Origin of the sequence: Fluviicola sp., from assembly GCF_039596395.1 — a bacterium.
Classification (GTDB): Bacteria; Bacteroidota; Bacteroidia; order Flavobacteriales_D; family Crocinitomicaceae; genus Fluviicola.
Genome location: NZ_JBCNJT010000001.1, coordinates 1,920,004 through 1,942,436, shown reverse-complemented (window position 1 = coordinate 1,942,436; position 22,433 = coordinate 1,920,004). Strand labels below are relative to the sequence as shown.

General features: G+C 41.9%; 20 protein-coding genes. 8 read left to right on the top strand and 12 right to left on the bottom strand.

Going from position 1 to position 22,433, the window contains the following annotated elements:
• The first annotated feature begins 118 nt into the window (after window positions 1-118).
• Window positions 119-1,303 (top strand): aminotransferase class V-fold PLP-dependent enzyme, encoded by a 1,185-nt coding sequence (locus tag ABDW02_RS08525; RefSeq protein ID WP_343634112.1) that lies wholly within the window; start codon window positions 119-121, stop codon window positions 1,301-1,303.
• Between the two features lie 73 nt (window positions 1,304-1,376).
• Window positions 1,377-1,910 carry a shikimate kinase gene (locus tag ABDW02_RS08520; RefSeq protein WP_343634110.1) on the top strand — a complete coding sequence of 178 codons (534 nt, stop codon included), beginning with the start codon at window positions 1,377-1,379 and terminating at the stop codon, window positions 1,908-1,910.
• On the opposite strand, the gene ABDW02_RS08515 is transcribed toward ABDW02_RS08520, so the two are convergent.
• Window positions 1,911-2,513 (bottom strand): hypothetical protein, encoded by a 603-nt coding sequence (locus ABDW02_RS08515; RefSeq protein ID WP_343634108.1) that lies wholly within the window; start codon window positions 2,511-2,513, stop codon window positions 1,911-1,913.
• Window positions 2,514-2,539: 26 nt separating this feature from the next.
• On the opposite strand from ABDW02_RS08515, the gene ABDW02_RS08510 reads away from it, so the two are divergent.
• A complete protein-coding gene (locus tag ABDW02_RS08510) occupies window positions 2,540-3,250 on the top strand; it encodes a transglutaminase-like domain-containing protein (protein WP_343634106.1) in 711 nt (236 codons plus the stop codon).
• 151 nt (window positions 3,251-3,401) lie between these two features.
• Here ABDW02_RS08510 and ABDW02_RS08505 read toward each other — a convergent pair whose 3' ends face one another.
• The gene (locus ABDW02_RS08505; RefSeq protein ID WP_343634104.1) at window positions 3,402-5,282 is read right to left on the bottom strand and encodes a SpoIIE family protein phosphatase; all 1,881 of its coding nucleotides are present in this window, start codon (window positions 5,280-5,282) and stop codon (window positions 3,402-3,404) included.
• A 123-nt stretch (window positions 5,283-5,405) separates the two neighbouring features.
• On the opposite strand from ABDW02_RS08505, the gene ABDW02_RS08500 reads away from it, so the two are divergent.
• Entirely contained in the window at window positions 5,406-7,187 is a 1,782-nt protein-coding gene (locus ABDW02_RS08500) for a PDZ domain-containing protein (RefSeq protein WP_343634102.1), read from the top strand.
• Window positions 7,188-7,352: 165 nt separating this feature from the next.
• Here the strand turns inward: ABDW02_RS08500 and rluF are convergent, their stop codons facing one another.
• The 8 genes from rluF to ABDW02_RS08460 form a co-directional block, all read right to left on the bottom strand.
• Window positions 7,353-8,258, bottom strand: a complete 906-nt coding sequence (rluF, locus tag ABDW02_RS08495) for a 23S rRNA pseudouridine(2604) synthase RluF (protein ID WP_343634100.1) — start codon at window positions 8,256-8,258, stop codon at window positions 7,353-7,355.
• A 60-nt stretch (window positions 8,259-8,318) separates the two neighbouring features.
• Window positions 8,319-8,882: a hypothetical protein gene (locus ABDW02_RS08490; protein ID WP_343634098.1), complete on the bottom strand. Its 564-nt coding sequence runs from the start codon at window positions 8,880-8,882 to the stop codon at window positions 8,319-8,321.
• A gap of 110 nt (window positions 8,883-8,992) precedes the next feature.
• The gene (locus ABDW02_RS08485) at window positions 8,993-10,153 is read right to left on the bottom strand and encodes a glycoside hydrolase family 3 N-terminal domain-containing protein (RefSeq protein WP_343634096.1); all 1,161 of its coding nucleotides are present in this window, start codon (window positions 10,151-10,153) and stop codon (window positions 8,993-8,995) included.
• A 160-nt stretch (window positions 10,154-10,313) separates the two neighbouring features.
• The gene (locus ABDW02_RS08480; protein WP_343634094.1) at window positions 10,314-11,822 is read right to left on the bottom strand and encodes a T9SS type A sorting domain-containing protein; all 1,509 of its coding nucleotides are present in this window, start codon (window positions 11,820-11,822) and stop codon (window positions 10,314-10,316) included.
• Between the two features lie 334 nt (window positions 11,823-12,156).
• A complete protein-coding gene (locus ABDW02_RS08475; RefSeq protein ID WP_343634092.1) occupies window positions 12,157-13,659 on the bottom strand; it encodes a T9SS type A sorting domain-containing protein in 1,503 nt (500 codons plus the stop codon).
• A 160-nt stretch (window positions 13,660-13,819) separates the two neighbouring features.
• Window positions 13,820-14,413 carry a low affinity iron permease family protein gene (locus tag ABDW02_RS08470; protein WP_343634090.1) on the bottom strand — a complete coding sequence of 198 codons (594 nt, stop codon included), beginning with the start codon at window positions 14,411-14,413 and terminating at the stop codon, window positions 13,820-13,822.
• A gap of 24 nt (window positions 14,414-14,437) precedes the next feature.
• Window positions 14,438-15,283 carry an SDR family oxidoreductase gene (locus ABDW02_RS08465; protein WP_343634088.1) on the bottom strand — a complete coding sequence of 282 codons (846 nt, stop codon included), beginning with the start codon at window positions 15,281-15,283 and terminating at the stop codon, window positions 14,438-14,440.
• 46 nt (window positions 15,284-15,329) lie between these two features.
• On the bottom strand, window positions 15,330-16,343 hold the full coding sequence (locus ABDW02_RS08460) for a metal-dependent hydrolase (protein WP_343634086.1): 1,014 nt from the start codon (window positions 16,341-16,343) through the stop codon (window positions 15,330-15,332).
• Between the two features lie 140 nt (window positions 16,344-16,483).
• Between ABDW02_RS08460 and radC the strand changes: the two genes are divergently transcribed.
• The 3 genes from radC to ABDW02_RS08445 are packed head-to-tail and all read left to right on the top strand — an operon-like array spanning window position 16,484 to window position 19,395.
• The gene (gene radC / locus ABDW02_RS08455; protein ID WP_343634084.1) at window positions 16,484-17,176 is read left to right on the top strand and encodes a DNA repair protein RadC; all 693 of its coding nucleotides are present in this window, start codon (window positions 16,484-16,486) and stop codon (window positions 17,174-17,176) included.
• Between the two features lie 3 nt (window positions 17,177-17,179).
• Window positions 17,180-18,463, top strand: coding sequence for a polysaccharide deacetylase family protein (locus tag ABDW02_RS08450; RefSeq protein ID WP_343634082.1), 1,284 nt, complete (start codon window positions 17,180-17,182; stop codon window positions 18,461-18,463).
• Window positions 18,460-19,395 (top strand): GSCFA domain-containing protein, encoded by a 936-nt coding sequence (locus tag ABDW02_RS08445; RefSeq protein ID WP_343634080.1) that lies wholly within the window; start codon window positions 18,460-18,462, stop codon window positions 19,393-19,395. Before ABDW02_RS08450 ends, ABDW02_RS08445 begins: the two co-directional genes overlap by 4 nt.
• An 8-nt stretch (window positions 19,396-19,403) precedes the next feature.
• Here the strand turns inward: ABDW02_RS08445 and ABDW02_RS08440 are convergent, their stop codons facing one another.
• Together ABDW02_RS08440 and ABDW02_RS08435 are read right to left on the bottom strand one after the other, a co-directional pair.
• Window positions 19,404-20,687 carry a hypothetical protein gene (locus ABDW02_RS08440; RefSeq protein ID WP_343634078.1) on the bottom strand — a complete coding sequence of 428 codons (1,284 nt, stop codon included), beginning with the start codon at window positions 20,685-20,687 and terminating at the stop codon, window positions 19,404-19,406.
• Window positions 20,684-21,253 carry an RNA polymerase sigma factor gene (locus ABDW02_RS08435; protein ID WP_343634076.1) on the bottom strand — a complete coding sequence of 190 codons (570 nt, stop codon included), beginning with the start codon at window positions 21,251-21,253 and terminating at the stop codon, window positions 20,684-20,686. Before ABDW02_RS08435 ends, ABDW02_RS08440 begins: the two co-directional genes overlap by 4 nt.
• Window positions 21,254-21,499: 246 nt before the next feature.
• On the opposite strand from ABDW02_RS08435, the gene ABDW02_RS08430 reads away from it, so the two are divergent.
• Entirely contained in the window at window positions 21,500-22,426 is a 927-nt protein-coding gene (locus ABDW02_RS08430) for a malate dehydrogenase (RefSeq protein WP_343634074.1), read from the top strand.
• Window positions 22,427-22,433: the final 7 nt, after the last annotated feature.

The window sequence follows — 22,433 nt, the reverse complement described above, 5'->3', positions numbered from 1 at the left end:
ATTAAGTGAAAAGTGAAAGGTGAAAAGTGAAAAGTGAAAAGTGAAAAGTGAAAAGTTTTTGAACTATTGAATCAGCCGCGGCTGAAACTATTGAACTATTGAACGATATTTATTAGAAATGGAAAGCTCAGACAATATTCTTTATAACAACCTGAAAGAAGCCTTTCTGCTTCGGGAAGACATTACATTCCTGAACTTCGGTTCATTCGGTGCAACTCCGAAACCCATTTTCGATGCTTATCAGCGGTTTCAACAGGAATTGGAATACGAACCTGTTCAATTTATCATTAATAAAGGCCCGCAATACCTGAAGGAAAGCAGAGTACGTCTGGCAGAGTTCCTGGGGTGTAAAGCAGATGACCTGGTATATGTTCCCAATCCGACTTATGCGGTGAATATTGTAGCGAGAGGCCTGGATTTGAAACCTGGTGACGAAGTGTTGAGCACGAATATCGAATACGGAGCCTGCGACCGTACCTGGGAATTTTATTGCGCCGAAAAAGGGGCAAAGTATGTAAAACAGGAAATAAAGTTGCCCATTGAATCGAAAGAAGTGTTTTTAGCGGATTTCTGGAAAGGTTTCAGTGAGAAAACAAGATTGGTATTCATTTCGCAGATAACGTCGGCTACGGGCTTAATTTTGCCTGTAAAAGAGATTTGCGAGGAAGCAAAGCGAAGAGGTTTGTTAGTATTTGTGGACGGAGCACATGTTCCGGCACATATTCACCTCAATCTAACCGACCTGAATGCCGATTTTTATACCGGTGCCTGCCATAAATGGATGATGACACCGAAAGGATCCAGTTTTTTACATGTGAAGCCGGAACACCAGCAGCAATTGGATCCCTTGGTGGTGAGTTGGGGATATAAAGCTGACTTTCCGGGTGATTCACAGTTCTTGGATTATCATCAGTTCAACGGTACCCGCGATTTTTCGGCCTACTTGACCATCCCTGAAGCCATTGATTTCATGAAGTGGAATGATTGGTGGGGAGTTGCCGAAGATTGCAGAATGCTCGTGCAAAAATGGCTTCCGCGTTTGTGTGAGTTGGTTGGTTCGAAGCCTTTAGCGCCGGTTACAGATGAATTTATCGGCCAATTGGGAAGTATTCCCACCCGTTGCGAAAACCCGGTCGAACTGAAACAAATCCTTTACAACGAATATAAAATCGAGATTCCGGTGATGGTGCAGAATAACCAGGTTTATATCCGTTATTCGATCAATGCCTTCAATTCGGAAGACGATTTGGTAAAACTGGAGAAAGTGCTTGTGGAACTGAAAGAACGCAAACTAATTTTTTGATTTTACCGCAAAGAAGAGGATTTAACTTTTTTGTTAAGCATCCTTTGGAGAATAAAAGAGCTTAAAATACCATATGACATTACAAAAACACATTTTCCTCATTGGCTTTATGGGAAGCGGTAAATCAACTGTCGGGGCTTTGCTGGCAGAGCGCCTTGAACTTCCTTTTATGGATTCGGATAAGGAGATCGAAAAGAAAGCAAGAAAAAGCATCAGTGCCCTTTTTTCAGAAGACGGTGAAGCTGTTTTCCGAAAGATGGAAATGGAGTTTCTGATAGATTTAAAATCGGCTGAGCCTGCTGTAATTGCTGTCGGAGGCGGACTTCCGGCTATCGAACAGGCACTTCCATTAATGCATGAACTGGGTTTGGTTATTTATTTGAATACAAGTTTATTAACATTGATCAAACGATTGAAGGAAGAAAAGCAGGAGCGTCCATTGCTGAGAGATCTGAGCGATTCAGAATTCCATCCTTTTGTAGAAGCTTTATTGAGTGAACGTGTGCATTTTTACAAACAGGCAAAACTGATCATGCCCAACGAACGAAATTCGCCTAATGAATTAGTTTTAAAGTTGGAAAAAGAACTGATTAAACTGAATAATTAGTTAGTCGAACTCTTCATCAATTCCAAAGAAATTGGCATTTTCACCGCGCAATTCCTTGTTCAAAAAGTAATAATGCAGGCTCGAATGTCCGATGAAGAGGAAGAAAGCAATTTTGTCGAAAGTAGTGGTGTCGTTGTACCAGTAAGAAAAACCCATGAGAAACCACATGGCCAATAAATAGAGTGCTCCGCCTCCCCAAATGAAATAAATGAACCAACTGTTTTTTCGCCATTGCAGCACCAATCCTATAAAAAGACCGATCCAGGAAACGATTGCAACGTTGTAAAAAGTAATCAGGCTGTCCTGGAAATCTGTTCCCGCAAATCCCAAAGCTTGTCCGCGCTGCTCTATGAGCGTATGAACGTCCAGTCCTTTTTCCTGCTCAATCCATTCGGTACTTGTAAGCACCAGGTAGCCCAGGATAATCCAAACTAAAAATATAATCCAAATGAGCAGGCCCAGGTAAAAGCTGATCTGGGTATAAGTATCCGGAGTTTCTTTTCCGAAGATGAGGTTGCGCAACCGGGACAATATAGGGATCGGGCTTTCAAGATGTGCCTCGAATTCCTCGCGAAATGAATGTTTTTTATCAGATTCCGTCACTCAACGAATTTAGTTAATTTCGCAGAATGAATGCACAAAACGAAGAGCTAAAATGGGAGAAATACCTGGCGGAAACTCCACAGATCGACTATTCCTCTTTGGAAGTACAGCAATTTATCCGAACCATTCCGGTTCATACAAATCCGGTTCAACAAGCCATTTCCATTTATGAAACCGTTCGCGACTCCTTTTTGTATGATCCCTATCACCTGGATTTGCGCCCGGAATCGTTAAAGGCCAGTGTAGTTGTTTCTAAAAAACGCGCGTGGTGCGTGGAGAAATCGCTTTTGGCCTGTGCCTGTTTTCGGGCATTTGGTTTTCCTGCCCGCCTGGGATTCGGAATTGTGAAAAATCACATTGGGGTTGAAAAGCTGAAATCTTACCTCAAACGCGATGAAATTGTTTTTCACGGGTATGTGGAGGTTTATTTGAATGGAAAATGGAGTAAATGTACTCCGGCTTTCGATCCGAGGATTTGCAAACTGAGCGGAGTTCCTTTGCTGGAGTGGAATGGAAGCGACGATTCGCTGTTCCAGGCATTTGTGGAGAACAATCAGTTTATGGAATACCTGCATTTCTACGGGGAATTTGATGATATTCCATTTGAGTTGATGCACCGTGAAATGAAAGCCTATTACCCGGACTTATTTGACAATCCGGTGGATACAAAGGCTTTCTCCTTTCATTTTGATCCGAAACTTGCATTTAACCACCAGGAGGATCGAACAAAAAATTAGTTTTAATTCAGATAATCGAGAATTCAGTTCTTCGGGAATATATGAATTCGCAAATTCGTGTGTTAGCAAAGATATGAACAGATTTGAAGTTAAAGTATTAATAACTAGTGTTTTGATTTTTTAAAACGAATTAATTAGTTTGTCTTTTTACTCACACTCCAACCTTTCCATTTGAAACGGGCATCTCGACTTTTACGTTTCTAACCTTCACAAACTTTGGCTCCAAAATCATAAACGTACAATCATCCGTTTGTTCGCGTTCTCCCTTCCAAAAAGAGAATTGGTTCATCAGTCGGTTATACAGTACACTTCCGTTTTGATTGGAGGATCGGGATAACAAATAACGAAGCTGTTTCTTGCCGAATTTTTTGTTGGACTCCATTCCGAATTGATCAACCATTCCATCCGTAAAGAAGATCAGTTTGTCGTCTTCTTCCAGGATCAGTTCCTGCGATTTGAATTCAAGGTGGTTCATGTACGTAAACCCGATCGGAACGCGTTCTCCGCTGAGTTCGATTACTTCTGAGTTGCGAACGATCCACAAAGGCATTTGTGCCCCGGAAAAAGACAACTCACGCGTGCGTTTATCCAGGCAGAAAATAGCAATGTCCATTCCGTCCATGCGCTGTTCTTCATCCGAACTGATCCGACGGAGGATGGTTTTGCGCAATGAATCCAATAATTCGTTGGGCTTGCGGATTCCGTCGGCAAATAATTCATCCAGGGTATTCATTCCCAATACGCTTAACAGAGCTCCGGGAACGCCGTGTCCGGTACAATCGGCCAGGGCAAACAGGATTTTTTCAGCTCCGTTTTCACGAAAACTTTTCATCCAGTAAAAATCTCCTCCCACCAGGTTTTTCGGAGTGTAATAGATGTGTGCGTGCTCAAAATGCTGGGAGAGTTGCTTGCGCGAAACCAATAATGATTCCTGCAATTTTTGAGCATAACGCAGACTATCCATCATTTCGGAATGCTGTTTTTCCAATTGGATGTTTTTCTCATGCAGGGCGGTAGTTCTTCTTAAAACTCGATCTTCCAGAAGGTGAACGTCCCATTTGATCTTGCGCGCCATTTTCAGGAACTGGATGCTGATTTGTCCGATCTCGTTTTTGGGAAGCTGGTGTGAAATACTTTCGTAAGCCTGGTAATTGGACGAAATAAACTCATTCATACTACGCTGTAACCGGCTTACCTGGATGGTAATGTTGCGTACAATGTAAACACTTCCGATGATCAGGGCCAGGAATGCTATTCCCGAAATAATGTACTGCATCGTAAGCGAGTCATTGGATAAAGCGTAGGATTCACGAATAAATTCGCCTCTGATCCGGCGTAAATTGGATTGAATATTCGACATGCTCAGCGACCAGTTGGAGTAGTGGTTCCTGTTAGGAATGGCAAACAAGAGTTGTATGCGGCTTCTGACCGAATCAAAGTATTGAAGGTATTGCGCCAGTTCTGCCGGACAGTTTCCACGGGCCTGCCAGCTTTCGATTTCTTTGTGGAGCGATTCGGCATAGTTTTCATCATTGCGCATGATGTAATCCTTTTCGTGCCTGCGCAAGCTCAGGATCTGTTGATCGAATTGCGGGAATTTTTCTTCCACTTCATGAATCACTTCACGCATTTTACCGATATACCCGAATTCCTTGAATCCGATCTTTGCAATGTCGTTTAAAATCCGGTCTTCTATCAGCAAAATATCATCGAGGGTGATGAGTAATTCCCTTTCTACCTGCTTATCGGTAGCAAATACATCCGTGATATCCTGGCGGATCAATTCGTGGGTGAAACTGTTCTTACGACGATAGTCGTGTTCGTTCCGTGCAATGGAGTCGTACCAAAACCGTTGATTGGTCAGGTGTTCCATCCAATCTTTATGATCCTGTATCTGTGTAGAAAGATTGTCCAGCTTTAAAAGCAGGGCTTGTTTTTCGTGCATTTTCTGATTAAAGAACCAGGACATCGAAGCAAAGATCAACAACACCAGGCCAAATCCTCCAAGGACTATCACCAACGATTTTTTCATACTGCAAAATTCAACTCTATCTTTTGCTACAATATAAATCGCATGTCAAATTGCTGTTAAGAAGGATTAGAAAATGATGAATTTCTTTTGAAACAACTATATTTGGCTAAATTAAAATCGAGCATGAAATCAGCATTACTAGCAGTATCACTTGGCCTTGCCGGATTCATTCACGCGCAGAAAATCCAGTATGCGCTGCGAATGACCAAACCGCAGAATCACTATTTTGAAGTGGAAATGGAAATTTCCGAATTCAAAGCAGGCGATTTAACGGTGAAAATGCCTGTTTGGGCGCCCGGATCTTATTTGGTACGTGAGTTTTCCAAAAATGTGAACCTGGTTCGTGCTTATGATGAAAAAGGAACCGCTTTGAAAGTGGGTAAAACTTCCAAAAATGCCTGGAAAGTAACCACCGGAAAAGCAAAGAAAGTGCGTGTTCAATACGAAGTATATGCGTTTGAATTGTCTGTTAGAACAAGTTTTTTGGACCTGACTCACGGATTTGTTTCCGGTTCGGGAGTTTTCTGTTACCTGGACGGGCATAAAGACAAGCCTGGAACCGTTACGGTTTATCCTCACAACGATTTTAAGGTGATTACTACTCCTCTTGAAAAAGCTGCAGAGCAGAAGTCCGGAGAGAGATCGGAAACATTCCAATTCCCCAATTACGATGTGTTGGTAGATTCTCCGTTTGAGATCGGAAACCAGGAAGTGTTTGATTTTACAGTAGGTGAAACAAAACACAAAGTGGCTATCTATGGCGCCGGAAACTACGATGTGGACGAATTGAAAGCAGATATGTCACGCATTGTTAAAGCTGAAAACAATGTATTTGCGGGTAAGAATCCCAATAAGAATTACACGTTCATTATTCACAATGTGGTAAACGGACAAGGAGGATTGGAGCATGCAAGTTCTTGTGTGCTGAGTGTAAATCGCTGGACTTACGGAGGGAATTACAAGGATTTCCTGTCGTTGGTAGCTCATGAGTATTTCCATTTGTGGAATGTGAAACGCATTCGCCCGATCCAATTGGGGCCATTTAACTATGACGAAGAAAACTATACTTCTTTGCTTTGGGTAATGGAAGGTTTTACTTCCTATTACGATGAATTGTTGCTGGTAAGGGCCGGATATTATACCAAAGATGAATATCTGCGAAAATTGCAGGGAACTCTGAATTATGTGGAAGGTTCTGTCGGGTCACGTGTTCAGCCGGTGGCTCATTCCAGCTATGATGCATGGATTAAGGGATATCGTCCGAATGAGAACAGTGCCAACACCGGCATGACTTATTATTCCAGAGGTGCTGTTCTTGCTGCTTATTTAGATGCGGTGATTATCGACAAATTCAACGGAACCAAGTGTTTGGACAATTTCATGCAGTATTTATACGAGGAATTCTACATCAAAAAGAACCGCGGATTTACGGAAATCGAATTCCAGGACGCTTTGGAGAAATTCCTGGGCCAGGACATGGATTATTTCTTTGACAACTACGTAAACGGAACAGAAATACCGAATTACAAAGAAGTATTCGGGAAGATTGGAGTAGATGTGGTCTATACCGGAAAAGCAACCACTTCATTCGGAGCATCTTTGTCTCAGGAAGGCGGAAATTGCATGGTAAAAGGAATTCGTGCCGGAAGTGCTGCGGAAACTGCGGGCTTGAGTGTAGGTGATGAAATTATTGCTGCAGACGGCATGCGTGTAGATAACAGTTCGGTTGAAAGTTATGTAGGCAGTTTGGGAGAAGGTGAAACATGTACTTTATTGATTGCACGCGATGAAGTGATGATGGAATTAACGCTTCAAATGAGCCTGTATGAAAGACCTTCATTTAAGTTTGAATTAAACGGAAATGCAAAAAATAAGCTGGATTACTGGCTGAGAACAACGAATTAATTCGAAAAAAGAATAGTAAGAGACGGGGCATTCTTGAGAGTGTCCCGTTTTTATTTTACGCAAAGGGAAGAAGAACGCGTAGTTTTTTCCATGTGTAAGTTTAGGATAAAAGAAAAAAGCAAAGGGGGTTGGTTCTATTCTTTGAGTTCTCGGCTCTTAAATGATTTACCTTTTTCCTCTTGGTGTTGATTTCTTTCCTCTGAAATTTCCTGATTTTCCACCACCGTTGCTATTTGAACCAGGTTTGCTTCCGAAGGAACGCGTTTTTTGCCCGCTTTTACCGCTGCTCTTTTTTTGTTGAACCGGTGCTTTCTTTTTCGCCGGATTTGGTTTGTTGGCCGGTTTTTCGGCTTCACCGGAAGAATCCTTCAGCAACTCGTTCATGATTTTCATTTCGGCATCGGTCAATTCGCGCCATTCGCCCAAAGGAAGCCCTTTGAGTTCGATGTTCATAATGCGGGTTCGTTCCAGTTTGGTCACGTTGTATCCAAAATATTCGCACATGCGGCGGATCTGGCGGTTTAAGCCCTGGACCAATATGATTTTGAAAACGTTGGATGAAAGTTGTTCTACAATGCATTTTTTGGTGACTACCCCTAAAATAGGAACTCCGTTAGCCATTCGCTCTACGAAATCACCTGAAATGGGTTTGTCAACCGTAACGATGTATTCTTTTTGATGCTGATTTCCGGCACGCAAGATTTTATTGACGATATCTCCGTTGGTAGTCAGGAAAATAAGTCCCTGTGAATCTTTGTCGAGCCTGCCAATCGGGAAAATGCGCCTCGGATGTCCGATGTAATCGATGATATTGTCTTCAACGCCCTTTTCGGTAGTGGAAGTAATGCCTCTTGGTTTGTTCAGTGCAATATACAATTCGTCTTCCTGCACTTTTCGCTGAACGGTGTGGCCGTTGACAACAACCGTATCTTTCGGGCCAACCTGTGTGCCGATCTTTGCCCGAACGCCATTGATGAATACAGATCCCTGCTCAATGTATTTGTCGGCTTCCCTGCGCGAGCAGTAGCCGCTGTCACTGATGAATTTGTTTAACCGGACTGATTCGTGCATAACTCTTTATTGAAACAAGCTTTAGTCCGCGAAGTTAGTTCATTCTATCCGATTCTCCGATTATATCTGGATAGAGATCGTGTATTGATCGTTTATAACGCACGATTTCAATTCTTTGTTCACACTGTATTGCATGCAATTGTTCACACACTCCATAATGCTGTTCAATTCGGTTTCCGACAATTCCTTTTTGGAGTTGATCTGGTATATTTCATCCTGCGGTTCAGGTTGTAGTTTTAAAACCAGCACCGAAAGGGATTCTGCACTTACTTTTTTGGAATAAGTAACAAATCCGTCTACCGTAAACTCTACCACGATGTCTTTTTGGTCCGTTGCGAATTCAAAATCCAGGTTGGGCCCCAGTTCTTTTTCGAATAACTTTTTTCCCTGGGTATCCAAAATGGTCACGGAACCGTTTTTCTTGTTTCCGCTGATCTTTCCGTTCAATTGGTTGATGTTTCCGCCTAAATGTGCAATTTCGATGGCATAATTCAACGGTTTCTGATATTGGTCCAATGAAAACCAGTATTCAAAAGATTTGTCTTCCCGCACGGTTTGGTGCATGATCTGTCCGTGAATCAATTGGCAACATGCCAATGCAAGGAGTGTAATGATAGCTTTCATAAGTTCCAATTTTTTTGGGTAGCGCCATAAAAGTAGTGCCAAAAATGATTCGAACAAAAAAAAGCCGTCGATCTTTATCAGACAGACGGCTTCGATTCGTTGAATACGTTTTATTTAATAGCTCCTGCACACAATTTCATGCGTAATACGCGTTTTGCAGCAGCATCTACACTCGCTTTGAACGCAGCATCCGTGCGGTATTTTGCCAGAATTTCACCGTGAGATTTCATACAATCCAAAGGCATTAGTAAAATATCCACTCCGGCTTCAATGGCTTTTACACTGTTTCCTTTTACAGTTGTTACTCCTCCCATGTTCATGGCATCTGTGACTACCAATCCTTTGAATCCCAATTCTTTTCGCAGCAAATCGGTTACGATTACTTTCGAACAAGTAGCCGGAAGTCCGTTGGTGTTGTATTTCGGATTATTCACAACTGCCAAATGCCCGATCATGATACTCAACACGCCTTTTTCGATCAAAGCCGGGTAGGTAGGAATTTCTTTCAGTTCACCGTCAATTGCCTGCAAGGATTTGTGCGTGTCTCCGGAAACCAAACCGTGACCCGGGAAATGTTTTGCCGTGGCAATGATTCCCTGTTCCTGCATGCGTGCAATAAATGCGTTCGACCAGGGAATGTTGTTTGCTTCCACTTTCGCAAATCCGCGGTAACCAACTGTTCCGTTTTTTGCCAAATCCACTACCGGTGCAAAGTTGTAATTGATCCCGATTGCTTTTAAAGTAGCTGCGATAGTATCAGCACATTGGTTTAATTCAGCCAGGGAAGTAATTTCGTTTGCTTTCTTCACGGTAGAAGAACCGGAAATTTTGCGGTTGAACAAACTTGGTTCTGCATCGGCACTGTACAAGAATCCAGGGTTTCCGTTTGCTGTATTCAATTCGTTGAATTCGTTGATCCAGGAAGTGAATTCCGTTTTCGTTCCGTTCAGCATTAAAACTCCACCGATTACACGTTTGTTAATCAATGCTTTGATGGAAGTTGGCGTATTTCCCAATCTTCCCACTGCCGGCATAATCAACTGTGCTACGATAGCCGTATCATCCAGGGTCTTGAATAAATCTTCCACATCTTTGTCCAGGTCCTTGTTCTCGCTTAAATAATCTGTAAGCTTAAACGTGTGTTTGATCTCCGGCAATTGAGGAACTTTTCGCTCTTCTTTCGGCGTTTCTGTTTTTGTTCCTTCGGTATTCTGTCCGCAAGCCTGCAGCAATAGTGCCGAGCAAGCGCAAATCGTAATCCAGTGTTTCATCTCTACTTTTATCATAGTTGATGCAAATGTAAGCCGAAAGTTTCTTTTGAATGCTTTTTGAAAAGTCACTTATAAACAATTAACACGTGAATTAAGGCACCTATTGAAACAAAATTGCCGGTTCAATAGCAGGAACCGGCAATTCTGATCTTTTGTTTACTTAGTTTTTGATAATCCGCAACACATTGCTTTCTCCCGAACCTGTTGTAAGAGTTACAAAGTAAATTCCTGCGGGTAAAGCATTCATGTGTAGTTGTTTGCCTGAAAGCGTAACAACTTGTTTTTTACCAAAAAGATCAATCACGTCCGCAGAATGAATAGCTTCTTCGGTGTTGATGGTCAAAATGTCTGTTACAGGATTAGGACTGCCCGAAATAGTGGATTTTAAAGTTTCCGATATTCCTAAAACAGAATAGTTGACGCAGGATGAAGTGTCCGTACAGTTATTCATGGTAACGGCAACTGCATAGGAACCATCGTTATTCGGTGCGAATACTTGTCCGGTTGCTCCAGGAATAGCAGCATTTCCGGCATTACAGTCAAGCCATTGATATTGTGCACCGCTTGCATTTGTACTTAACAGATGCCCGGAAATAGTCACATTGTTGGTGATGCTTGTGACGGTAAGTGTAGTTGTAACCACACTGTCACATCCCAGAAAAGCCGTTAATGTGTCAGAGTATGTTCCGGGAGTTGTATGCGTGAATGATCCAACGGTGAAAACTTCTCCATTACAGATAACAGCTGTTTGACTGGATGCAATTGCTGCCGGTTCTGTAAGAATCTGACTAAGCTGTTTTGTGCATCCGGTAGCATCGGTGATAGTACAGGTATAGTTTCCTGCTCCAACAGCATTCAGGTTTTGCGTTGTTGCCGGAGGATTTGTATTCCAGGAGAAATTGAATGGAGTTAATCCGGAAGGGGTCAGCTGGATAAAACCATCGGTGTCGCCATTACAGTTCAGGTCCTGGTGACTTGAAATACTGCTTAAACCTACAACAGGAGCTCCTGATAAGGCAAAAATCGCAGTTTTGATTGTGGGAGAAGCAGTGGAATTGATGATCATGACTCTTCGAACCAGTTTTGCCTGATCTGTACAAGACAGATTGATGTCAACTCGGTGTAAATGAGGATTTGACGTGTTGAAATCAACCAGGTCACCAGGCCGGTATGTTCTGTCAAACCCGCTGATAACTGCACCGGAGCCATTCATCCAGTCGGCAAGTGTGGGATTGGGTTGTGATAAAATCATCACTGTTCCATCCGTAAATTCGATGATACATAAAATAGTTCCGTCGCCTTCTGTTGATAGTCCAAGTAAGCTCAACGAAGAATAAGAGGCCGGTGTAGTTAATTCGAGGGTGTCCATTTGCCCGGTTGAAAGCAAAATACAGTTTTTGGCATTGTAAGCTGCCAATTGGTAAGAACTGTTTCCGGAAGTAATTAAACCGTTGTCGGGTAAACCGGTACCTGAATTAAATAAGGAACCGTAGTTCTGACTGTAAAGAACCTGGTTGGCAATATTAAAAGTGGTATCCGTTGTTGTTAATGCAGGAGTTGTTTCTGCTATAATATCGTAATTGTATCCTGTAACAGGCACAGGAGTGTGATTTTGTCCATAGGACAGGAAGGATGTTGCTAAGAGCACCGGAAAAATAAAGATTTTCATAACGTGTGTTTTTAAGTTATTGATTGATCCAGTTCCGATAGAGGTTTATTTACATGTAAAGAGATAAGCTATGATACAAAGCTATTTCAAGTGCTGGATTTGTCTGTTATGAAAATGCGGTAAATACTTTTGAATTTACGGATGCATTGTATTTTACCGATCCTCCGGACTCTATTTGCAGAGTCCGGATTACAGTTTAAATAAATACGTAAAAATGTTCCTGTATGAGGAGGTTTATAAGTGTTTTTAGAAAAGGTTGGACACTAGTCTTTTAATACCCGCTGTCACACGAAGTCCGGATAGCCGCTAATAATCAAGTGAATAGTATTTTTATCTATTCTTTGATAACGCGCAAAATACTGTTTCCGCCGGAAATGGTAGTAATCGTTACCAGGTAAACCCCGTTCGATAAAGTTGCCAGATCCAGTTTGTTTTCAGTTAAGTTTACCACTTGTTTCTTACCGGAAAGATCAATCACTTCAACCGAACGGATTGGCTCATCAGCTGTGATTTCCAGGAAATCCTTCACCGGGTTTGGAGCAATCGAAATGCTTGTTTTCAAGGCTTCTTCCAATCCTAAAGTGGAATAGATAATACAGGAAGAAGTATCCGTACAGTTGTTCACGGTAATTGCTACTGCGTAAGCACCGTCGGCAGTTGGTGAGAATGTTTGTCCGGTTGCTCCGGGAACCATGGCATAACCGTTTCCGCAATCGAGCCATTGGTATTGAGCTCCGCTGGCAACAGCACTTATTTGATGACCGGATAAACTGACATTGCTGTTGATGTTCGTCACTGTAAGTACGGTTGTTACAATGCTGTCGCAACCATTTGTCGCTGGCAGCGGGTCGTTGTATGTTCCGGAAGTTGTATGTGTAAACGGTCCCACTGAAAAGCTTTCCCCCGAACAAATAAAAATCGTCTGACTGCTTCCGATTGCTGCAGGTTCTGTTAATGTTTGAGTCAATTGTTTGGTGCATCCGGTTGCGTCCGTGATCGTGCAGGTATAAGTTCCCGCACCTTTGTTATTCAGGTTTTGGGTGGTTGTAACCGGATTGGTGTTCCAGGAATAAGTGATCGGACTTAATCCGGATGGAGTTAACTGGATATAGCCGTTTGTTTCTCCGAAACATTCAGGATTCTGAAATGCCAGGATGCTGGAGTTATCAACTGTCGAAGCTCCCGATACAGCAAAAATGGCTGTTTTAACCGTTGGAGAAGAGGTTGTATTAATGATCAGAACACGCTGAACTACTTTAGCCTGGTCTGCACAGGATAAATTCACATTGATACGGTACATATACGGCTGGAAAGTACTGTAATCGGGAGTGTCTCCAGTTCTTCCTGTCCGGTCGAAACCGCTAGTAACCGCTCCTGCGCCATTGAACCAATCCGGCAGGTTCGTACTTGGAACAACCATAGCAGTTCCATCCGTAAATTTAATAACGAATAATACCGTTCCGGCTCCTTCCGTTGAAAAACCTAAAAAGCTAAGGGAAGAATAAGAGGCAGGTGTGTTTAATTCGAGGGAATCTGTTTGACCGTTGGCAAGAAAAATGGCATTTTCAGCCGTGTAGGGAGCTAGCTGGTAAGTACTGGCTCCTGAAGTAATCAAACCGCTGTTGGGAAGTCCTGATCCTGTTCCGAAAGAAGTTCCATAGGCCTGGCTGTAAAGTACATAATCACTTCCGTCCATGGCAATATTGGTTGTAGATAGAGCAGGAGTTGCCTCCGCAATGACGTCGTAATTGTAACCTGTAACTGGTATTGGAGTATAGTTTTGAGTAAATGCAGCCGAAGCGATCAATAAAGTTGTGAGAGTACTGGATATTTTCATAGTGTCCCGGTTTAAATTCAATACTGAATAAGTTGCGGAACTAAAACTATACTAAATCGATTAATTTATCAAAACTACTGATAATCAAACTATCATAAATGACGGATAAATCACAACTCCATTCAATTTTATGAAAAAATGAAACAGAAAAACCGGCTAACTAACCGGTTTTCGTATTTTGACGTCCGCCGGATTTCGGTGTTGTTTTCCGGGTGGCGGGCTTAGCAGGTGTTTTTTTTGCTGTTGCCTGCTTACTAGCTGTCTGTTTATCCGGTGATTGTTTTTTTGGAGTTGTTTTTTTAGGCACATGGGCATATTTTTCCTGATGGTCTTCATTCGCCTCTTCAATGGAATGAGAGGTTTGAAGTGGTTCCTGCTTATCAGACAACTCACTGAGTTTTTGATAGTATTTTTGAACGATCATCATTTCATCTTCGGTCATGCTTTCGATATCCACCAGTCGGTTGCTTGATTTTTCACTGGAGGCCACCAATTCATTCAATTTAAGCTGAATAGCCAGTGAATCCTTGTTTTGGGACTTCTGGATGAGGAATACCATGAGGAACGTAATGATGGTTGTTCCGGTATTGATCACCAACTGCCACGTTTCCGAAAAATCAAAGAAAGGGCCACATACTGCCCAAACAATGACTAATGAAAGAGCAGTAATGAACGCATACGGACTTCCTACTGCCTTGGATGCTTTGGACGCAAAGTTCTCAAAGAATTGTTTTTTGGATTTATCTTTTGCCATAATAGTGTGTTTTTGAATGATAATTTAACTTCCAACGATTTCTCCGCCGTTTACATGAATAACCTGTCCTGTGATATAGCTGCTATCCGGAGAAGCAAGAAACACATAAGCAGGCCCAACTTCCGAAGGTTGCCCCGCGCGGCCCATAGGGGTGTCTTTCCCGAATTTTTCGAGGTGTTTAAAACTGGAAACAATCAGCGGAGTCCAGATTGGACCGGGAGCAACACCGTTTACACGAATTCCTTTTTTAGCCAGCATCGTGGCTAGTGATTTTGTAAAAGTGGAAATTGCCCCCTTTGTACTCGAATAATCCAGTAAGTGATCACTGCCCCTGTATGCGGTCACCGACGAAGTATTGATAATGGAATCTCCTTTGGAAAGATGTGGAATGGCTTCTTTTGTCAGGTGAAACAGCGGATAAACATTGGTTTCAAATGTTTTTTTCAGGTTCGCAGAAGTGATTTCTGTCGGAGTATCCGCATTGAAATGTGTTCCGGCGTTATTCACCAGGATATTCAACTTTTTGTACGCCTTTACAACTTCTTTAATACACTTTTTGCAGAATTTTTCATCGGTAAGGTCGCCTTTAATCAGTAAACACTTCCGGTTTTGTGCTTCAACCAGCTTTTTTGTTTTCAGCGCATCCTTTTCCTCTGAAAGATACACAATGGCGAGATCTGCACCCTCGTGGGCATAATGAACCGCAACACTTCTCCCGATTCCGCTGTCTCCTCCGGTAATCAATGCTACTTTACCGGTGAGTTTTCCGCTAGCTTTATAATTTTTGCTGATGTACTCTGGTTTCGGTGTCATTTTCGACTCCGATCCCGGTTTTTTTTGCTTTTGGGTCTTAAAGTTTTGCTCTTTCATGAATAGAAGTTTTAACGTTCTATTCTAAAAATAGCCGGAAGCAGGTTTATTTTCCAAAAACTTTATCCCAATAAACGCTAAAGTTTATTTTACTGAAATCCCGGGTGCGGTTCGCAAATAGTTTTTTCGGCTTATGATTTTCCAATACAAAACCGTATCCTAAAATAGGAGTTTTGCTTACTCCATTAGTAATAGTGGTTGCAGTTCCAAACCTCAGATCATGTACAATCAGGCTGTCGTTTCTTTGTTCCACGGCATAAAAACCATTCGTAATGTGCTCAATTTCCCCGATCCGTGAATTTCCCTGCCAATCAATTTGTTCCAGTAAATGATGGTTTTTCGGGAAAACCTCTATCTGCTTCGGATCAAAAGGTGCAAAAAGCGACTTATATCCTACATAATAATTGGAATCATCTTCTACGATCAAATCCCAATAGAATGAAGTGAGGGGCATTGGAGTAACCATTGTTTGTTTGGGATGGATATTTGCCTGTTCAAAATAGGAATCGGTATTGCTGTATACGAACAATTTGATACCAACACCCCATAATAAGTAAAGCGACGAATAAATGATTCCTGTCCAGTTCCAAATCTTTCTTCTTTTGGATTCACGTTTCATAAATAGTGCGCCTATCAGTAAAACCATAAACGGAACCGTATACAACGGGTCAATTACGAACACGGAATTGAAAGTCAAGCGCCAGTCGAACGGCCAGAAGAATTGAGTTCCGTAATTAGTAAATATATCCAGCATCGGGTGTGTTACAATAGAGAGGAACCACAACAGGAACCAGGTTTTTCTTCCATAATCCTTCTTGCTGAGCTTCATGGATACCCACGTTAAAATAATTCCGCCCAGAATGGCAAACAACAACGAATGAGAAAATCCACGATGAACCAAAGCGGCATCCAACGGATCATAAAAGAACCGCAGAAACACATCCAGGTCCGGAATAGTTCCTCCGATTGCTCCCCAAAGAGCAGCTTTTGCCCCCATTTTTCTTCCTGCAACCGCCTCTCCGACAGCGGCGCCCAGTACGATTTGAGTCAATGAATCCATAGTATAAAAGTAACCGTTATTCTTTTAAATGCATTACCTACGCGTTTGATTAAAAAATAAGAGAAAAATGTTGAAAAAAATGGAGATTCGTGTTCTTTTCCCCGAAGTAATTTTGTACCTTCAGGGAAAGAAAAAGAACTATGCAAGTGCAAAAAACAACTATTCCACATTGGTCAGAAGAAGACAGACCACGTGAGAAGATGATGCTTAAAGGAAGAAATTCACTTTCAGACGCTGAATTATTAGCCATCCTGATCGGAACCGGATCGGGAAATAAATCCGCAGTTGATTTGGGCAGGGAAATTCTTTTACTGGCCAAAGGAGATTTGTACGAATTCGGTAAATTGAGGCTCTCACAACTTTGCGAGGTAAAAGGCATTGGAAAATCCAAAGCTGTTTCTATCCTTGCGGCTTTGGAACTTGGTCGCAGAAGGAAAGAAATAAAAGTTCAAAAGCGCCCCAAGATCAATAGTTCCGAACGTGCTTTTAAGGAATTGAAGCCTTATTTTACGGATTTAAGCCACGAAGAGTTCTTTGTGATGTACCTCAATCGCGCGAACGAGCTCATGCAAGTCAAGCAATTATCCATTGGAGGTATTTCAGGAACCTACGTAGATCCTAAAATTATCTTTAAGTACGGAATTGATATGGGCGCGTCTGCAATTATCCTTTCTCACAATCATCCCAGCAGGAATCTCAAACCCAGTGAATCAGACCAAAAACTTACCAAAAAGATCAAACAATTCGGAGAGCTCATTGAAATGCCGGTTTTGGATCACCTTATTATCACGGATAATGGCTACTTTAGCTTCTCGGATCAAGAACTTCTTTGAAACATGTTGTTTTACGTTGATGAAATTTCCATTCGCTTCATTTATACCCTGGACTTTGTGTTCAGGGAGCATGGATTGGATTATCAGCTTACAAATGACAAGCACGTTTTTGAGACTTTTTCAGGAACCAAACTTTCTTACTCGAATTTTGAGTTTGACGGTTCGCCGTTTTTGCCTCCTGCAGGTTTGTTATTTGAAGAAACTTTCCGCGATTCCATTATAGTGGAAAAAGGAAATTGGAACGGAGTAGCGTGTTTGAAATTCGATTCGGTTGCAGATCCTTTAGCATCTATCTTTTACGTGCTTTCCAGGTATGAAGAGTATCATTCTTCATTTCCGGACGATCATGGCAGGTTTACCGCCAAAGAAAGTATTCTGAGTAAATTCGGGTGGTTGCACCTTCAAATTGTGGAGCGCTGGATTGAGGTATTTTTTCAGAGATATTCTCCGGAACTTTTGAAGCAATTGGAATTACAGCAAACAGTTCGGATCATTCCTTCGTTTGATATCGACAATACTTTTGCCTACAAATGGAAAGAAGGCTGGCGTTCCTGGTTGTCAAATGGAAAAGATCTCCTGAAGAATAATAAAGAACGGATGCAAGCCCGGAAGCTGGTTCAAAAAGGAGAATTGAAAGATCCTTATGATTCTTTTGAAGCTATTCGGGCTGTTATTCAAAAATATCCCGAAACACGTGTTTTCTGGCAGTTGGGCAATTATGCCAAATACGATACCAACATTGCCTGGAACCATCCGCAGCACCAGGAACTGATTTATACATTAAGCGAAGCCGGAAATGTAGGCCTGCATCCAAGTTATGCCAGCAATCATTCCGACGAAAAGTTAAATGAGGAAGTACAGCGCATTGAACAAATTACTTCCAAAAAGATCCTGGAATCCAGGCAGCATTTTTTAAAATTGAATCTGCCAAAAACCTATCACCGTATGATGGATCGTGGTTTTGAACGGGATTTCACCATGGGTTATGCAGACGATTATGGTTTTCGTGCCGGAACGGCGTATGAGCATTCCTTTTTCGATCTGTTGACGAACCGTTCTTACCCGGAATACCGGATAGTTCCTTTTGCTTACATGGATGGAACCTTACTGGAATACAAAAAGCTGTCGATTGATCAGGCAATGGAAGCAGTGCATCAATTAGTAGAAGAAGTGAAAAGATACGGCGGAACGTTTTGTTTTATCTGGCACAATGAAACATTGGCGGAAGCGGGGAAGTGGAAAGGGTGGAAAAAAGTGTTTGATTATACATTAGAACAATTAAAATGATCCTTTCAAATTCAAGCTTACACCAGGGAAACTTCCCGAAAATCGAGCATGGAGATTCCATTGTGCAATTGGGCTCCTGTTTTTCTACCCATATGACTTATTGGTTCAAACGGGCTGGTTTCCGGGTGCTGGATAATCCGCTGGGAGTGATCTTTCACCCGGTTCCGCTGGCGAAGCAGATTTTACTGGCTTTCGGGAAGGCTGAGCTAAGTACATTTGTGCAGAAAGAAGATGTGTTTGTGAGCTATGATGCCAGCAGTACCTTGTATGCCATGAGTGCTTCCAAATTGGAAGATTTGATGCAGAATCAATTGCAGGAATTGAGAAATGTATTGGAAAACGCCAAATTATTAATAGTGACACTGGGTTCTGCACATGGATACCGATTGAAGACTTCCGGTGAATTAGTAGCGAACTGCCATCAGCAGCCGCAAGCTTTGTTTGAAAAAGAGTTGAGTGAGGCGGAGGACATGAAATCGGATTGGGGGTTGGCGGTCGATGCGTTAAAACAACTGAACCCGGGAATTCAAATCGTATTTACAGTTAGTCCCGTTCGCTACGTGAGAGATGGTTTGATGGAAAATTCCTTATCAAAATCCGAATTATTCCGGTTGGTATCGCTTTTAAAAAATGATTCAACCCATTATTTCCCGGCTTTTGAATTGGTGAATGATGTATTGCGTGATTACCGCTACTTTGAAACGGATGGTGTTCATCCTTCAGACCAGGCAGCGGAATTTGTTTGGGATTTTCTTCGAAAGGAGCTTTTTTCTGTACAGACGAACGATTTGATAGATGAGGTAATCAAATTACGCAAGATGGAAGAACACCGTTTGCTCTACCCGGAATCCAGGAAAGCGGAAGAATACCGGAATATGGTAAAACAAAAAAGGGAAAGTTTCCTTTCCCAATACCCAGTAGTAGCCTGGTAGAACTATTTTTAATTATTCAATAATACGATTGTTCCGTTGTATACTTTCGGTTCTCCCGGTAGTGGATTTTTCATCATCACTCTCCAGATATAAGTGGAGTTTACCTGTGCAAGCGAACCTGTTTGCATATCCGTACCATCCCATCCGTTGGAAGCGTCGTTTGTTTTGTAAAGTACTCGTCCCGATTTTGCATCCAGAATGGTCAATTCAAAAGCAGTATTTCGCTCCGTTAATGCATAGGGCATAAACTTATTATTACGCGAATCACTTGAGTTGATATTGAATGAATTCGCTGCCTGCAAGTTGTATTCTTCCTTGATGGAAATGGTTTTCGTTTCTGAAACGGTACAACCATTCAAATCTTTGGAAGTAGCTTTTACGGTAATCTCTTTTCCGATATAAGGATGAACGATCAGATTTCCGTTCTGAACTTCGCTGTGGTATTTTTCAACACTCCATTGAACGGCATTTTCAGCGCCCGAAACATTAAATTCGATGGATGGAACTCCATCGTTGTAAAGGATTGTCTGATCTGCACTGATGTACAATTTATCAGATGGCTTGTTAACTGTAATTGTTTGAGTATTTTTCCCGGATACTACTTCAATTACACCTTCTGAATTTGCTGTGAATGTTCTTTTTGAACCTGCTTTAATAATTTGTGTTCTGTTATTCTGGATTACCGAAATCGGTAATGTTTCATTCGGGTTTGTGATCTCGATCTCATCACCGATACACAGATTGGTTTGGTCTAAAATAACCGGCAAATAAGCAACCTCTTTCGGGCCGTTATTCTCATTCTGTGTGTTTTTTACAGTGAATGGAATGTTGTTCTGATTTGCGCCACTCTTTTGAGATGAAGCATCTTTCGAATTTTGAGCAACCTGAGTTACTTCCGTATTCTGGTAGTTTGTGTGATCAATTGGAGTTGATTGAGTACCCGGATTAAGGTGCTCTTCGCTCTGATGCGTGTTTGTCTGAGGGTTTGCATTATTTGTTGTATTCAAACGGTTTTCAGTTTGAGAACCTGTTTGAGGAGTGGTCGTGTTTTGAGTAATTACCGGAGTAGTCTCTTTAGTGTTTTTGCTTGATTCCGATTGGGAATTCAACGTGAAAAACAGGGCAGAACCAACCAGTACCGTACCAACTGAAGCTGCAACCCACCATTTACGGTAGAATGGAGAAGGAGTAGAGCCGTCCAAACGCTTGGACAATGATTCCCAGGCTGCCTCGTCGTAAGGCAGTTCATGGTTTTCAAGTGACTCTTTTAATATCTGTTCAATGTTTTTCATTGAGCGATTTTTGTAAATTTCTGTTTCAAATAATTCTGAAGGTTCATTTTGGCTTTTGCTAAATTCGATTTCGACGTTCCTTCACTGATTTCCAGTATTTCCGCAATTTCCTTGTGCGTAAATTCTTCCATCACATACAGGTTGAATACTGCTTTGTAGGCCGGTGAAAGCTTATTGATTGCTTCCATTGCTACCTCTGCTTTTAACGTGGTGATCTCCCAATCTTCCCCCAATTCATCTTCTTCGGGAATGTATTTGAAGTCATTGTCGTTATCGCTCAGCATCCAGTCTTTCTTAGACTTCCGGATCGAATCAATGGCACAGTTCACTATGATTCTTCTCATCCAGCCTTCAAAAGACCCTTTTTTGTCGTAACCTTTAATATGTTCAAAGACCTTTATGAAACCTTCCTGTAAAACTTCCTGGGCCGAGTCTTTATCGCGAATGTACCGTTGGCAAACCACCAGCATTTTCCCGTAAAACCTCTTGAATAATTGCTCCTGAGCCCTCCTGTCGGACGACTTACAGCCTTCAATTATATCTTCTAATTCCCAATTCTGCTTCACTGTCTCAACTCAATAACGAAGGATGGATTGAAGGGTTGCCTTCAACCCGGTTCAAAAGTTTAAAAGTTCAAGTTTGAAGTTCAAAAAGTCCTGGTATTGGAACTCTTTGAACATTTTGAACAACGTTTGAACTTGTGTGTTTACAAATAACGTGATTTCCGAAGCAAAATTTACTGCCGGGGCAAAGTTTTATTCTTAAATTCGTTGCGCTTAAAGAATATAGTATTATCATTTAATTAGATAACAATGAAAGTAACGGTAGTTGGTGCAGGAGCAGTAGGAGCAAGCTGTGCAGAATACATCGCAATGAAAAACTTTTGCTCGGAAGTAGTATTAGTAGACATCAAAGAAGGATTTGCCGAAGGTAAGGCAATGGATTTAATGCAAACGGCATCTTTGAACGGATTTGATACAAAAATCACAGGAACAACGGGAGATTACAGCAAAACTGCAGGATCACATGTAGCTGTAATTACTTCAGGTATTCCAAGAAAACCTGGAATGACTCGTGAGGAATTGATCGGTATCAATGCAGGTATTGTGAAGGACGTAACTGCAAACCTGGTAAAACATTCTCCGGAAGTAATCATCATCGTTGTTTCCAATCCTATGGATACGATGGCTTATTTGGTGCACAAAACTTCAGGTCTTCCGAAGCACAAGATTATCGGAATGGGTGGAGCTTTGGATTCTGCGCGTTTCAAATACCGTTTGGCTGAAGCATTGGGATCACCTATTTCCGATGTAGACGGAATGGTAATCGCTGCGCACAGTGATACCGGAATGCTTCCGTTATTGAGCAAAGCAACAAGAAACGGTGTTCCTGTAACTGAATTCTTATCTGCTGACAAGCAAAACTACGTGGTTGAAGAAACCAAAGTTGGTGGAGCTACATTGACCAAATTATTGGGTACTTCAGCCTGGTATGCGCCGGGAGCTGCTGTTTCTGTAATGGTTCAGGCAATTGCTTGTGACCAGAAGAAAATGATCCCTTGTTCTTTGATGTTGGATGGTGAGTACGGACAAAGCGATATCTGCCTGGGGGTTCCTGCAATCATCGGGAAAAACGGAGTAGAGAAGATCGTTACGGTAACACTGACTGAAGACGAAAAAGCGAAATTTGCTGAAGCTGCAAATGCCGTAAGAGAAATCAACGGAGATTTGAAGTATTAAATCAGAT

Coding starts and splice junctions, on each gene's coding strand:
- ABDW02_RS08525 (WP_343634112.1), top strand. CDS start 119: ATGGAAAGCTCAGACAATATTCTTTATAACAACCTGAAAGAAGCCTTT.
- ABDW02_RS08520 (WP_343634110.1), top strand. CDS start 1,377: ATGACATTACAAAAACACATTTTCCTCATTGGCTTTATGGGAAGCGGT.
- ABDW02_RS08510 (WP_343634106.1), top strand. CDS start 2,540: ATGAATGCACAAAACGAAGAGCTAAAATGGGAGAAATACCTGGCGGAA.
- ABDW02_RS08505 (WP_343634104.1), bottom strand. CDS start 5,282: ATGAAAAAATCGTTGGTGATAGTCCTTGGAGGATTTGGCCTGGTGTTG.
- ABDW02_RS08500 (WP_343634102.1), top strand. CDS start 5,406: ATGAAATCAGCATTACTAGCAGTATCACTTGGCCTTGCCGGATTCATT.
- rluF (WP_343634100.1), bottom strand. CDS start 8,258: ATGCACGAATCAGTCCGGTTAAACAAATTCATCAGTGACAGCGGCTAC.
- ABDW02_RS08490 (WP_343634098.1), bottom strand. CDS start 8,882: ATGAAAGCTATCATTACACTCCTTGCATTGGCATGTTGCCAATTGATT.
- ABDW02_RS08485 (WP_343634096.1), bottom strand. CDS start 10,153: ATGAAACACTGGATTACGATTTGCGCTTGCTCGGCACTATTGCTGCAG.
- ABDW02_RS08480 (WP_343634094.1), bottom strand. CDS start 11,822: ATGAAAATCTTTATTTTTCCGGTGCTCTTAGCAACATCCTTCCTGTCC.
- ABDW02_RS08475 (WP_343634092.1), bottom strand. CDS start 13,659: ATGAAAATATCCAGTACTCTCACAACTTTATTGATCGCTTCGGCTGCA.
- ABDW02_RS08470 (WP_343634090.1), bottom strand. CDS start 14,413: ATGGCAAAAGATAAATCCAAAAAACAATTCTTTGAGAACTTTGCGTCC.
- ABDW02_RS08465 (WP_343634088.1), bottom strand. CDS start 15,283: ATGAAAGAGCAAAACTTTAAGACCCAAAAGCAAAAAAAACCGGGATCG.
- ABDW02_RS08460 (WP_343634086.1), bottom strand. CDS start 16,343: ATGGATTCATTGACTCAAATCGTACTGGGCGCCGCTGTCGGAGAGGCG.
- radC (WP_343634084.1), top strand. CDS start 16,484: ATGCAAGTGCAAAAAACAACTATTCCACATTGGTCAGAAGAAGACAGA.
- ABDW02_RS08450 (WP_343634082.1), top strand. CDS start 17,180: ATGTTGTTTTACGTTGATGAAATTTCCATTCGCTTCATTTATACCCTG.
- ABDW02_RS08445 (WP_343634080.1), top strand. CDS start 18,460: ATGATCCTTTCAAATTCAAGCTTACACCAGGGAAACTTCCCGAAAATC.
- ABDW02_RS08440 (WP_343634078.1), bottom strand. CDS start 20,687: ATGAAAAACATTGAACAGATATTAAAAGAGTCACTTGAAAACCATGAA.
- ABDW02_RS08430 (WP_343634074.1), top strand. CDS start 21,500: ATGAAAGTAACGGTAGTTGGTGCAGGAGCAGTAGGAGCAAGCTGTGCA.